Raw genomic sequence first — 12,182 nt, 5'->3', positions numbered from 1 at the left:
TTAGTTTTGTTCTGGTAATAGATAGGTTATGATTTTACTTGTCAGGACACAAAATAACTGTATTTTTGCACCCTCAAAATAGACTGATTATGACTGAGTTTGTAAGAAAAAGAGTGGCAAATGCCAAAAATGATATTCTATCAGGATTGACTGTAGCTTTAGCTTTAGTTCCCGAAGCGGTAGCCTTTGCATTTGTGGCTGGTGTAGATCCTTTAGTGGGTTTGTATGCGGCATTTATGATTGGATTAATTACTTCTATTTTTGGAGGGCGTCCTGGAATGATTTCTGGTGCTACTGGAGCACTTGCTGTAGTTATGGTGAGTCTTGTGGCAGAAGGAAATGCTATGGGAGCAGAGGGTGAACAATTAGGATTGTATTATCTTTTTGCTACAGTTATCTTAATGGGTGTTATCCAAATGCTCGCTGGTGTTTTTAAGCTTGGTAAGTTTGTACGTTTAATACCTCATCCAGTGATGATGGGATTTGTCAACGGATTAGCAATTGTAATTTTCCTTTCTCAGTTAGGAATGTTTAAGGAGTATGTTCAAGGAGAAAAAGCTTGGATGCAGGGATCGGGATTGTTTTTAATGCTGGGATTAGTTGCTTTAACAATGTTGATTATGTGGGGACTTCCTAAAATAAAAGCTACTGCTAAGTTTCCTGAAGCTTTAATAGCTATTTTGGTAGTTTCGGCTATTGTAATCTTGGGTAAATTGGATGTTGCTACAGTGGGTAGTTTTATTAAAGATGGGGGAGGAGAAGGTCTAAAAGGAGGATTACCACAATTTCAGTTTGATATTTTTAATAAAGTCCCGATGACCTGGGAAACATTTAAGTTTATAGGGCCATATGCATTGATTTTGGCTGCAATTGGGTTGATAGAGTCGCTAATGACACTTAATCTTATTGATGAACTTACAGAAACCAGAGGAAATTCTAACAGAGAATGTCTTGCGCAAGGTGGTGCAAATATAGTTACAGGTCTTTTCGGAGGAATGGGTGGCTGCGCTATGATTGGACAATCGATTATTAATATAAAAGGTGGTGGACGTACTCGTTTATCAGGTATTGTTGCAGCAGTTACTTTGTTAATGTTTATACTGTTTGCATCAGGATTAATTGAGCAAGTTCCTATTGCAGCGCTTGTTGGTGTAATGTTTATGGTAGTGATAGGTACATTTGCTTGGTCTAGTTTTAGAATACTAAATAAAATTCCCTTAACAGATGCAATTGTATTGATCTCAGTTTCTTCATTGACTGTGTTTTTTGATTTAGCAGTTGCCGTTATTGCAGGAGTAATTATGTCTGCATTGGCATTTGCTTGGGAAAATGCGAAAAAAATTAGAGCAAGAAAGCACATTAAGGAAGATGGGACTAAAGTTTATGAGATATGGGGGCCATTATTCTTTGGAAGTATTCAGGCTTTTAACTCTAAGTTTGATGTGGCAAATGATCCAGAAAATGTAGAAATTGATTTTATCGAATCTAGAGTTAGTGATCATTCAGCATTAGAGGCTATTTTTAACTTAGTAGGTAAGTATGAAGAAGCAGGTAAAACAGTGCGTGTAAAACATTTGAGCGAAGAGTGTCAGGCTTTGATGATTAAAGCTTCTCCAAGATTGGCAAATGTTATAGAACATGATATTGATGATCCGAGATATCATGTGATGGCCAAAGTTATGAAATAAGGTTTAGATATATTTAATCAACTCTTTCTAGAAGATACATATGTTCATTAAGTATTTCTTTTGCACTAGCTAATTGAGATTCTGGATTATACTGTTTGGATAATTGATACTCATCGATATGCTCTTTTAAAATATATCCATCGAGATTTTCATAATATGAATTTGGAATAGTCTGATGAGCAAATGCATCATTAGCGTCATTATGAGAATCAAAATAATTGAGTAATCTTTTATAGACTTCTAGTTTTTCAATTTCAGGGATATACGATACGCTACCTATAAGATCACCTTGTTTTTGTAATCCTTTAAATATGGTAAAGAGTTTTTGAGTAATAGTTTTATTTAGAAAAAATAATACACCTTCCAGTACTATAAAAGTAGGTGCTTTTGTAATCATTTTTTTTAATGAACTAATCATCTTTTCTTCAGAATCTAGATTAAAATCAAGACTTAGATATTGAACATCACGTTTTGGTAATTTACCTTCTTGAGTCCACAAATCTATTTTACTCTTTTTGTATTCAATAATATCTGCTTTGTCAATTTCAATGGTTGATACATGATCATTCAGTAAGAATTGGTACATACTAAAGCCTGCTCCAAAATTGATCAGTGTTCCTCCATTGTTTTTGTCAAAAAAAGACTTCAATCTTTCATAAAAGTATCTATTCCTAATACTGTGTAAGATAGGTTCTTCCTTAGATATCGCTTTAGTAATTGATGGTATAAGAGCTTCTGTTTTAGGATTGTTCCATAATTTAGCATAGATATCTTTACTTACATTCTCGTGATATGAACGGTATGTGGAAACAATAAAAGCGGTTTCATGAATTTGCATACATAAATGTAAGCTTTTCTAAACTTAACTAAAAAAAAACACCACTATATCAAGCAAGAAAATAGTGGTGCGGTTAGTGTATATATATTCAAAAAATTATGGCAATAATCCAGTAATCTGTGTGCTATCAGTAATTGTAGAGTCCTTATCTTTTAGGTTGTTGTTAGCTAAACGGGTAGTTTTTTCGCTATCATTGATAAAACCGTTTTTAATCATTAAGGTCTTATAGAAATCAGTTTTAGTTTCTACGCTGGTAGTTTCTACTTTCTTAATTTTAATATCAAAATTATTCACAGCAATTAAAGTCTGATAAAAATCAACTTTAGTATTCTTTACATTATTAGATTCAGCTTTTGTTGGTTCTGTAGAAGTGGTCTCTTGAGCACTAATTGTAGAAAGAGAAAACAAAACAAAAATGGAAAGAATTATAGTTTTCATATTTTTTGGGGCTTAATGAATTTACTACTTGATTTGTATCAAATTTACAATCAAATAGTTATGTAATGAAATGATTTGACATGTTTTAGATGAAGAGTTGTTTTGTATCGACAAACAACACATTTTTTACGGTAAAACCGTAAAAAATGTGTTATGTTTTTTGTAGTTCTTCCTTGTTTTTAGTTTTGATAAAGTGTAAAAGCATTGATTTTTAGTAAGTTTTGTCTTGTTTTTATTTAAAGTACTAAGGCCTGTATTTTGGTATAAGTTTTTTAATTTTGTAACTAACTACTTACATAGTATGCAAAAGGGTTTGATTCGTTGGAAAAACTTGTAATACTTTATACAAAAGAAAGCTTTTTGAAATAGTTGTCCAAGACTTGTCGATCGTTAACCTCTAACCAATTATTTAAAATTGTGGCATAAATACTTCTAAAATCTATCGTATACTTGATATCTCCATTAGCATCAAGATTTGATAAATTTGGTAATTCATTATAGACACCTACTTTTTTTAATGAACCTCCTATAGCTATTGCATTATTGGCAGCTCCATGATCGGTTCCATGACTTCCATTTTGTTTTACTCTTCTACCAAATTCTGAAAAAGTTAGTATTAGCGTATCTTTAAATCGATCATTCTTTTTAAGATCTTTTACTAAAGCTCCAATTGCTTTAGAATATACACTAAGCAAACGGTCTTGACTATTTACTTGATTTACGTGACTATCAAAACCACCTAGAGAACTATAATAAACCCGTGTTTTTAATCCAGATACTATAAAATCAGCTATCGTTTTTAGATTTCTGCCAAATGTTGATTGTGGATATTCTATATTGGTTTTATAGATTTTAGAAGTGTTATAAATGTAAGCTGCGGATGAATGAGTCTCTAGCATTGTTTTATATAGATACCCTTGATTATCCTCATCGAGCATTTCTTTATTAGTATTCTTCGCTAGATTATTAAAAAAAGGTTCTCTTGTTGTTCGATGTAATTGGTTAGGGTCAGAAACAGCAATACCATTTAAATCTTTTCCTTTCATAGCAAGTGATAGTGAATTATCCACCTCTATTGCTTGATACGGATGCTGGCAATTAGCATCGAGATATCTGCCTACCCAACCAGAGGATAAATACTGGTTAGTATCACTAGCCGTTTGCCAGATGTCCGTACTTCTGAAATGAGACCGATTAGGGTTCGGGTATCCTACATTATTAATTATAGACACTTCTCCTAGATCATATAACTCTCTTAATTCTTTCAAGTTATTGTTAAACGCCAAATCATCTGTTATTTTTAAAGTTTCTATGGCTTTTTTAGAAATGGTAGGTCTTAAACGATAATAAATATCATTATTAATAGGAATAATACTATTTAGACCATCATTACCACCTGATAGTTGAATAATGATTAAATTTTTATATCCTGATAATTGTTCTGGTGTTAAAAATTCCATCCCTTTCAGGAATGAGGGAACTAATGCTATTCCTGATGCAAAAACTGATTGTCTTAAAAAATCTCTTCTGTCCATAATTAGGGTTTTAGCAAAGTTGATATTCTGGTAAACTCATTAATTCAACTATAAAATTTTTAGTGTCTTTAGAATCTAGTTTGTTTACAACCATTTTTGCACCATTTGATAATTCTGGCTGTATTATAAAATCAATTAATTCTTCTTTATTTTCTTTTTCTAATGAAGCAAGAAAGGACTGCCAATTAGGGGTAGCTTTGATTTTTCTCTGCATTTTTGATTTTACTTTATTATAGAATTTTTCTCGCATCATTGCTGTAGTACCATCATCATTGTTATTCCACTCAATAACTCCGTTGTTTAGGGTTACGGATGCCAGTTTTAAGCGTAGCATTAAAGTAGAGCTGTCGATCCACGATTTTCCACCAGGCCATCCAGCTACATTAGGTGGTAAAAATAAAGTTTGATTTAGTTTACGTTGAAGGTATAATAGTACTTTTGGATCCTTATAGGCTACCCTAAACGGTTTACTTAGTCCGACAAGTAGCTCTACAGGTGATTTTATTTTGACACCTATGTTTTGAGGTTCATAAAACCAATCACTTAAGAATATGGTTTTCATTAAAGTTTCGAGATTGTAATTGGAGTTATAAAAGATATTTGTTAGTTCTTTTATATGAGTAGGTTCTATTTTTTCATTAACAAAGTATCGATATATCTTTTCAACGAGATATTTCGCTGTCTGTTTTTGTTCTAAAAGAATTTTGATAACATCTTCGCCTTTAAAATTACCAGTTTTTCCTAGGATAGTTTTAGAACCAAAATCGTGATGTTTTTGTCTAAACACAAACGCTCCACTTTTATTAAAATTCCACCCAGTAAAAGCCCTTGCGGCTTCTTTTATATCTATTTCTGTGTATCCATTATCTTGTCCAAGTGTGAAAAGCTCCATAACCTCTCTGGCAAAATTCTCATTGGGATTATTTTTTCGATTTTGCCTATTGTTTAGAAATAATAACATGGCAGGAGACTTAGAGACTTCGATCAACATCTCTCCAAAGTTTTCTAATGCATGCTTTCTTATTATATTGTTTAAATGCAATGCTGCTCTTGGTGTTTTTAATCTAACAGCAAAATGATTGTGGAAAAACAATGTCATCTTTTCTCTTAAGACATGTTTGGTTTCTACTAATTGTTTTAACCAAAGAATATTAAGTTCTAACAATTTTTTATTGCGAAGTTTTCGTAACTCTTTTCGTTCTTCTCTAGATAAATCTCGTGGATTTTTTAGTAAAGCTCCAAAATCAAGGGATAGATCAGTGCTTTGTCTGCTTTCTGAAAACAGATGATTTACTATTTCGTTTTTAGAAAATTTTCTAACATTTTTTAATTCCAAAGAATCGATTCCAAAACCAATACGCCAATAGAGATGTTGTATTTGTTTATCTGTTAAAGAAGTATTCATGATCGCAGTCTTTTTTAGTAAGACCGTGATTTAGGAAAAAGGTTTAAATGAGAAATTTACTTTTTGGGTTTTATAAGGTCCCACTTGTTTCCATATAAATCTTCAAAAACTACCACAGTTCCGTAGATTTCTTCTCTGGGTTTTTCTAAGAAAATAACTTCTTTTGATTTCATCGTATTGTAATCTCTCCAAAAGTTATCAGTTTGAAGGAAAAGAAAAACCCTTCCGCCGGTTTGATTTCCAATTGCTTTTTTCTGTTCTGCAGTGGTTCCTTTTGCTAGTAAAATAGAGGTTTCTGAGTCGTTTTCTGGAGCTATGGTTACCCAACGTTTATTATCAAGTTGGATGTCTTGAATTAATTGGAAACCTAGTTTTTCGGTATAAAATCGGATTGCTTCATCATATTCTCTGACAACAATACTGATGGTTCCAATTTTTCTTTTTTTCATTAATTACAGGTGATTTCGCTTAATATTGTGGTTTCGTCAATTGCATCATTTTGATTGATATTTTCAGAGAATAAAACAAATCGATCAAGTGCATGAAAGGTAGATCTAGCCGAAACCTCCATGGTGTAAGTGCCAGGCGCATCAAATTCTACAAAAATATCATGAGCATCATTATCACTAGTAGAGGATTGCCATTTCCATTGATCCGCAGGACCACTTTTGTATATTTTAAACCAGCCATCTTTGCTAGAACCATTTGGAGTAGGAGATTGACCCGTATCTGCAGGGTAGACTACACTTTCTCCTTTTTTTCCATAAAACTTTGAAGCATCTGCAAATCGCAACCATGAATCATTGTGTTCAGAACCTGATGTTCCATTAGTTATTCTGGATCTCCAGATAAACCGATAAACACCTGGATTGGAAATTTTTATTTTATAAGTAAGAAGACCATTTCCAGGAGCTCCTAAGAATTGATTTTCTTTCCATACCAAGTAATGTGTTCCTAAGAATCCTGTAGTAGTGTTTTCTTTTATCCAATCATTATGGTCTTTAATACTTTCGAATTCGACGGCTACTAATCCGTCTTTTTCTTCATAAATCGCACTATCAGGGTTTTGGCAAGTTATAGGATCAATAGTATCATCATCAGATTCATTATCATTGCTACAAGCATAAAAAAGAGTAATAATGCTAATAATGAATAGTTTACTGATGTTAAGTGTGGTTTTCATGTAGGTATATTTTTGGGGTTTTACGAATTCTATTCTTTTTTGACAATTACGGTATCTGGTACCAAACCTGTATAATCTCCATTGTTTCTTATAACGTCTCTTACTATTGAAGAAGATATATAGCTTTTACCTGATGATGTTAGTAAAAAGACAGTTTCAATTTCAGTTAGTTTTCTGTTTGTATGAGCAATGGCTTTTTCAAATTCAAAATCAGCTGGATTTCTTAATCCTCGTAGAATAAAATTAGCATCTTGCTGTTTGCAAAAATCTACTGTAAGTCCTTTGTAAGTCATTACTTTGATTTTAGGTTCATCTTTAAATGCTTCTTCAATAAAATGCTTTCTTTCTTCAAGTGAAAACATATATTTTTTTTCAGCATTTACACCAATTGCTAGGATGATTTCATCAAAAAGAGTTAATCCTCTTTCTATTATATCGTAATGTCCCAAAGTTATAGGATCAAATGAACCAGGGAAAACAGCTCTTCTCATAAGTGATTTCTCAATGTTAATATAAAGATTAGGTAAAGTTACAAAGTTTAAAATTAGTATAATCTTAATTTCTAATGTACTTACTTATTATCCTTTTATTGCTTCTTCTATAGTATTGGTTAGTAAATCTTGTAAGCTAATCCCTGCCGCAATTGCTTGTTGTGGTAAAATACTTGCTTCACTAAATCCTGGATTAGTGTTCATTTCGATAAAATGAGGTTCGCCATTGTGAAAAATGTATTCACTTCTCGAAAAGCCTTTCATTTTAAGTATTTGATATACTTTTAATGCTAGATCTTTTACTTTTTTCTCATCGTTTTCATTCAATCTAGCTGGTGTAATTTCTTGTGATTTACCTAAATATTTAGCTTCATAATCAAAAAAATCATTTTCAGAAACAATTTCAGTAATTGGTAATACAGTATCTTTTCCTTTGTAGGTAATCACTCCTACAGAAACTTCTGTGCCGCTTAAGAAAGATTCAATGATAATTTCATCATCTTCTTTATAAGCTATATCTATTGCAGAAAGTAATTCATCTTCTTTATTTACTTTAGAAACTCCATAACTACTGCCTGCTTTATTAGCTTTTACAAAACAAGGCAATCCTACTGTATCAATAATAGCTTTAGGGTTTATAGTATCTCCTTTATTTAGAAAATAATTTGTGGCAGTTGGGATACCATAAGGTTTTAAAGTACTGATACAGTCTCTTTTATTAAAGGTAAGTGCTGCTTGATAAAAATCACAAGCAGTTTGCGGAATTCCTATAAGCTCAAAATAAGCCTGTAATAATCCATCTTCTCCTGGAGTCCCATGAACAATATTGAAAGCAGCATCAAAAGTAATTTTAGAACCATCTAAGTGTAATGAAAAATCATTTCGATCTATTGAAGTTTTTTCATTATTATCATTAACGTAATACCACAAATCTTTGGTTATATGAATACGATAAGGTTCATAGATGTTTTTGTCCAAATGTTTGTATACTACATTTCCACTTTTAATAGAAATGTCAAATTCACTGGAATAACCTCCCATAAGGATGGCAATATTTTTCTTCATTGAATAAGGTTTACAAACAAAAATATCATTTATCTGACAACAAAAGCTAAAAAGTTTCCGTTTTTATATCTTTGCCGAAACTATCAATTGATACATGGAATTTTTTAAAGGACTTTTGAGATTTATTTGGAGTAAGACATTTCTTATTCAACTAGTAATAGCTGTCGCTATGACTGCAATCTTATGCTTTATTGCACTAAAATGGTTGGATAGCTCTACAAACCACGATCAGCGAATAGTGGTTCCAAGCTTAAGTAAGAAGTCATTAGATGAGGTTAAAATGCTTGTGGAATCTAAAGATTTACGATTTGAAGTTCAAGATTCTGCAAATTTCAATCCAGATTTCCCTAGATATTCTGTCATAGAGCAAAACCCTCCTGCTGGAAATATGGTAAAGGAAAATAGAAAAATCTATGTTACTTTAAACCCATCAGGTTATCGTAAAATTGAAGTTCCAGATGTTATACGTAAAACTAGAAGACAAGTAGAGCCAAGATTGGTAGCTTTAGGTTTTAAGATTGGAACTATAACATTTAAACCCGATCCATCAGATCAAGTATTAGAACTTAGATATAAAGGAAAGAGATTAAAGCCTGGAGATAAAATAATGAAAACATCAACTATTGACTTAGTAGTAGGAGATGAGAGTGGGAATCTAAGACTTCCTCAATAAAATTAAATTCTTAAAGAAAATACTTTTGCAAGAGAATCCGAATATTGAAGAATTAGGACCTAATGAGGATGACCTATATGAACATCATCGTTTTGTTGCTGGCGCAGGTCAAGTTCCGCTTAGAGTAGATAAATTTTTGATGAATTTTGTTGAAAATGCTACTCGTAATAAAATACAACAGGCAGCTAAGGCTGGTAGTGTTTTTGTCAATGATATCCCTGTAAAGTCAAATCATAAGGTGAAACCAAATGACGTGGTTAGAGTTTTGTTTGCTCATCCCCCTTATGAGAATTTGTTAACTCCAGAAAATATTCCTTTAGATATTGTATACGAGGACGATGTTTTGTTGGTGGTTAATAAACCTGCCGGAATGGTAGTACATCCGGGTCATGGAAATTATTCAGGAACCTTAATTAATGCACTAATCTATCATTTCGATAATCTCCCAAATAATAGTAGTGATCGCCCTGGATTGGTTCATCGAATAGATAAAGATACTAGTGGGTTGTTGGTAATAGCAAAGACCGAAGATGCTATGACACACTTGGCAAAGCAGTTTTTTGATAAAACTTCGGAGCGAGAATACGTTGCCATCGCTTGGGGTAATATAAATGAAGATGAAGGAACTATTGAAGGTAATATTGGGCGCCATCCTAAGAATAGATTACAAAACACGGTTTTTGAGGGAGATGAAGCCGATAAAGGAAAACCAGCAGTTACTCATTATAAAGTTATAGAACGTTTAGGGTATGTAACCTTAGTTTCTTGCAAATTAGAAACAGGAAGAACTCACCAGATTCGTGTACATATGAAGCATATAGGGCATACATTATTTAATGATGAACGCTATGGAGGAGAAAAAATTCTGAAAGGAACCACTTTTACTAAGTATAAACAGTTTGTAGAAAATTGTTTTAAGGTGTTACCGCGGCAGGCCTTGCATGCTAGGACTTTAGGGTTTGTACATCCCGTAACCGGCGAGAAAATGCATTTTGAAACTTCTATACCTGATGATATGGCGCAATGTGTAGAGCGTTGGAGGAATTATGCTAAGAATCAATTGGATGTCGAGTAAACTTTTACTACAAAAACTACTAAGGTGATATATTAAATAAACATTACTAAAAACTTTATTTTGAAATAAATAGGGATTGCTCGGTAAATAATATTATCTTCGCGCTTTAATTATTTATAATGAACAAAGGAACAGTAAAATTTTTTAATGACTCCAAAGGATTTGGATTCATCACAGAAGAAGGATCAAACAAAGACCATTTCGTACACATTTCAGGCTTAATCGACGAAGTTCGTGAAGGTGACGAAGTAGAGTTTGAACTTAAAGAAGGTAAAAAAGGAATGAACGCGGTAAACGTGAAAGTATTATAATATATACATTTTGACTTTTTTAAAACATAAGCCCGTCTTTTAAGACGGGCTTTTTTTGTTTATAAATGATTGTTGTATAAAATGTTTAATTATAGAAACCGATTTACAGCTTTAATAATTTTATCAGCTCGTACCATATTTTGTTGTTTAATATATTTATAGGTCCTGTCAAGGTATTTTTGGGCTGTAATATTATTCTTAAATTCTTTTCTAGCTGCGTATAGATCTAATGCGACATTTAAGTCAGTTGTAGTGAATTCTACGCCAGTATATTGCTGTAGGAGTTGTAGATACATAAAACCAAATTCTTCTGTTGGTTCTATCATAGTTCCTTCGCCAAAATCATTCCAAGTAATTATTTGAATAAAATCTGAAATTTCATGATGTGTATAGTTTAATGTTTCTGCAAATATTTGACCTTGGTTATGATCTATACTCCATGAGTTGATCCCTTCAGACCAACCACCTTCTTCGTAAAAACTGTTAAAACCTGGATATGATGATCCTACTATAGTTAAATTCTCGGTTGGATAATAATCATAATAATGTTCATGCGCTAGTAAGTGATCCTTGTCTACCCATAGGAATTCCCCTGTTGCATTTTCTCCTACCAAGTTATTCGCTGCCCATAATGTTAGAAAATCTGGACGATTATCTGTTGGTAATATATCAAAAATAGTATCCCATTCTGGTTGAGTTGTAATATGATGCGGACCAAATACAAATAATAGATTTTTATTATTATGTTTTATATAATTGGGACTAGAAAAGTATGTATCATTAATATATAATAAATCTTCTTGTACGGCTTCAATAGGACTAGGAGATAGGTTTTGGTTAAAGGATTGAACTGCTACTCGGTCTTCATACATAATTGAAAAATCAAAATCTAAATCTTCTAATCTTGTTATAAAACTTTCCGTAGCATTTTTGATTTTTTGGTAATCGTGTAGATCTTTACTTCCATACCAATCGAATATCACCCCATCAATACCTGCTAATTTCATCATTAAAAAATGATATTCTTGTAAATCAGGATCGCTTGAAGAATAAGGACCAATTGCTGGATAATAGTAGGAAGCAATTTCTCGTTTGCCGTTTTCTTTAATATTATCGGGGTTTTGATTTGTCATGGTCCAATGCTGACCCCAGTATCCATCAAAATCTTTGTTCTGGAACCATGGCATATAATGCATATAAATTTTTTTAGGATTTTCTTTTTCTACATTCATTCCGGATACGTCTTTTATATATCCGTTTTTTGCTAGTTTGATGATTTCTAGCTCTTCATCTAGTACTTTTTTTAGTTGTGCATTCGTATAAGTTGTATCCTGAACAGCTAAAGGAATTGCTTGTTCTTTTTCAGTTTTTAGTATTTCATCCTTTTCACAAGAATAAAATAAAACAACTAAAAAAGTAATAGAAAGGCATTTGGTTGTAATTCGTAGTTTCATGTCATATATGTTTATTTATTTAATAG

At 32.3% G+C, this 12,182-nt stretch carries 13 protein-coding genes; 4 read left to right on the top strand and 9 right to left on the bottom strand.

The window, feature by feature from the left end; genetic code table 11:
• Positions 1-89 precede the first annotated feature (89 nt).
• A complete protein-coding gene (locus D1815_RS11050) occupies positions 90-1,688 on the top strand; it encodes a SulP family inorganic anion transporter (protein ID WP_027392375.1) in 1,599 nt (532 codons plus the stop codon).
• 13 nt (positions 1,689-1,701) lie between these two features.
• On the opposite strand, the gene D1815_RS11045 is transcribed toward D1815_RS11050, so the two are convergent.
• The 8 genes from D1815_RS11045 to D1815_RS11010 all read right to left on the bottom strand — a co-directional run bounded on the left by D1815_RS11045 (position 1,702) and on the right by D1815_RS11010 (position 8,643).
• Positions 1,702-2,526 carry a class I SAM-dependent methyltransferase gene (locus D1815_RS11045; RefSeq protein WP_118386980.1) on the bottom strand — a complete coding sequence of 275 codons (825 nt, stop codon included), beginning with the start codon at positions 2,524-2,526 and terminating at the stop codon, positions 1,702-1,704.
• A 96-nt stretch (positions 2,527-2,622) separates the two neighbouring features.
• Entirely contained in the window at positions 2,623-2,964 is a 342-nt protein-coding gene (locus D1815_RS11040; RefSeq protein WP_027392373.1) for a hypothetical protein, read from the bottom strand.
• Positions 2,965-3,305: 341 nt separating this feature from the next.
• Positions 3,306-4,499: a DUF1501 domain-containing protein gene (locus tag D1815_RS11035; protein ID WP_118386978.1), complete on the bottom strand. Its 1,194-nt coding sequence runs from the start codon at positions 4,497-4,499 to the stop codon at positions 3,306-3,308.
• Between the two features lie 10 nt (positions 4,500-4,509).
• Entirely contained in the window at positions 4,510-5,904 is a 1,395-nt protein-coding gene (locus D1815_RS11030; RefSeq protein WP_118386976.1) for a DUF1800 family protein, read from the bottom strand.
• Between the two features lie 56 nt (positions 5,905-5,960).
• The gene (locus tag D1815_RS11025; RefSeq protein WP_118386974.1) at positions 5,961-6,353 is read right to left on the bottom strand and encodes a VOC family protein; all 393 of its coding nucleotides are present in this window, start codon (positions 6,351-6,353) and stop codon (positions 5,961-5,963) included.
• Positions 6,353-7,087 carry a hypothetical protein gene (locus D1815_RS11020; protein WP_118386972.1) on the bottom strand — a complete coding sequence of 245 codons (735 nt, stop codon included), beginning with the start codon at positions 7,085-7,087 and terminating at the stop codon, positions 6,353-6,355. The genes D1815_RS11025 and D1815_RS11020 overlap by 1 nt, the downstream gene beginning before the upstream one ends.
• Positions 7,088-7,116: 29 nt before the next feature.
• Complete coding sequence (gene coaD / locus D1815_RS11015; RefSeq protein ID WP_027392368.1) at positions 7,117-7,578, bottom strand: pantetheine-phosphate adenylyltransferase; 462 nt, start codon at positions 7,576-7,578, stop codon at positions 7,117-7,119.
• An 87-nt stretch (positions 7,579-7,665) separates the two neighbouring features.
• Positions 7,666-8,643 carry a D-alanine--D-alanine ligase gene (locus D1815_RS11010; protein WP_118386970.1) on the bottom strand — a complete coding sequence of 326 codons (978 nt, stop codon included), beginning with the start codon at positions 8,641-8,643 and terminating at the stop codon, positions 7,666-7,668.
• Between the two features lie 94 nt (positions 8,644-8,737).
• Between D1815_RS11010 and D1815_RS11005 the strand changes: the two genes are divergently transcribed.
• From D1815_RS11005 to D1815_RS10995, 3 genes are all read left to right on the top strand, one after another.
• Positions 8,738-9,316 carry a PASTA domain-containing protein gene (locus D1815_RS11005; RefSeq protein WP_035084849.1) on the top strand — a complete coding sequence of 193 codons (579 nt, stop codon included), beginning with the start codon at positions 8,738-8,740 and terminating at the stop codon, positions 9,314-9,316.
• Positions 9,317-9,341: 25 nt separating this feature from the next.
• On the top strand, positions 9,342-10,391 hold the full coding sequence (locus D1815_RS11000) for an RluA family pseudouridine synthase (RefSeq protein WP_027392366.1): 1,050 nt from the start codon (positions 9,342-9,344) through the stop codon (positions 10,389-10,391).
• Positions 10,392-10,510: 119 nt separating this feature from the next.
• Complete coding sequence (locus D1815_RS10995; RefSeq protein ID WP_027392365.1) at positions 10,511-10,702, top strand: cold-shock protein; 192 nt, start codon at positions 10,511-10,513, stop codon at positions 10,700-10,702.
• A gap of 89 nt (positions 10,703-10,791) precedes the next feature.
• Here D1815_RS10995 and D1815_RS10990 read toward each other — a convergent pair whose 3' ends face one another.
• On the bottom strand, positions 10,792-12,156 hold the full coding sequence (locus D1815_RS10990; protein WP_118386968.1) for a glycoside hydrolase family 71/99-like protein: 1,365 nt from the start codon (positions 12,154-12,156) through the stop codon (positions 10,792-10,794).
• Positions 12,157-12,182: the final 26 nt, after the last annotated feature.

Origin of the sequence: Aquimarina sp. AD1 (genome assembly GCF_003443695.1) — a bacterium.
In the GTDB taxonomy this organism is placed as follows: Bacteria; Bacteroidota; Bacteroidia; order Flavobacteriales; family Flavobacteriaceae; genus Aquimarina; species Aquimarina latercula.
Note: the sequence above shows the minus strand (reverse complement) of the source record. Positions and strands in the feature narration are given on the sequence as shown.

Bases quoted from the DNA above. Each gene is read 5' to 3' on its own strand.
- D1815_RS11050 (WP_027392375.1), top strand. From the start codon at position 90: ATGACTGAGTTTGTAAGAAAAAGAGTGGCAAATGCCAAAAATGATATT.
- D1815_RS11045 (WP_118386980.1), bottom strand. From the start codon at position 2,526: ATGCAAATTCATGAAACCGCTTTTATTGTTTCCACATACCGTTCATAT.
- D1815_RS11040 (WP_027392373.1), bottom strand. From the start codon at position 2,964: ATGAAAACTATAATTCTTTCCATTTTTGTTTTGTTTTCTCTTTCTACA.
- D1815_RS11035 (WP_118386978.1), bottom strand. From the start codon at position 4,499: ATGGACAGAAGAGATTTTTTAAGACAATCAGTTTTTGCATCAGGAATA.
- D1815_RS11030 (WP_118386976.1), bottom strand. From the start codon at position 5,904: ATGAATACTTCTTTAACAGATAAACAAATACAACATCTCTATTGGCGT.
- D1815_RS11025 (WP_118386974.1), bottom strand. From the start codon at position 6,353: ATGAAAAAAAGAAAAATTGGAACCATCAGTATTGTTGTCAGAGAATAT.
- D1815_RS11020 (WP_118386972.1), bottom strand. From the start codon at position 7,087: ATGAAAACCACACTTAACATCAGTAAACTATTCATTATTAGCATTATT.
- coaD (WP_027392368.1), bottom strand. From the start codon at position 7,578: ATGAGAAGAGCTGTTTTCCCTGGTTCATTTGATCCTATAACTTTGGGA.
- D1815_RS11010 (WP_118386970.1), bottom strand. From the start codon at position 8,643: ATGAAGAAAAATATTGCCATCCTTATGGGAGGTTATTCCAGTGAATTT.
- D1815_RS11005 (WP_035084849.1), top strand. From the start codon at position 8,738: ATGGAATTTTTTAAAGGACTTTTGAGATTTATTTGGAGTAAGACATTT.
- D1815_RS10995 (WP_027392365.1), top strand. From the start codon at position 10,511: ATGAACAAAGGAACAGTAAAATTTTTTAATGACTCCAAAGGATTTGGA.
- D1815_RS10990 (WP_118386968.1), bottom strand. From the start codon at position 12,156: ATGAAACTACGAATTACAACCAAATGCCTTTCTATTACTTTTTTAGTT.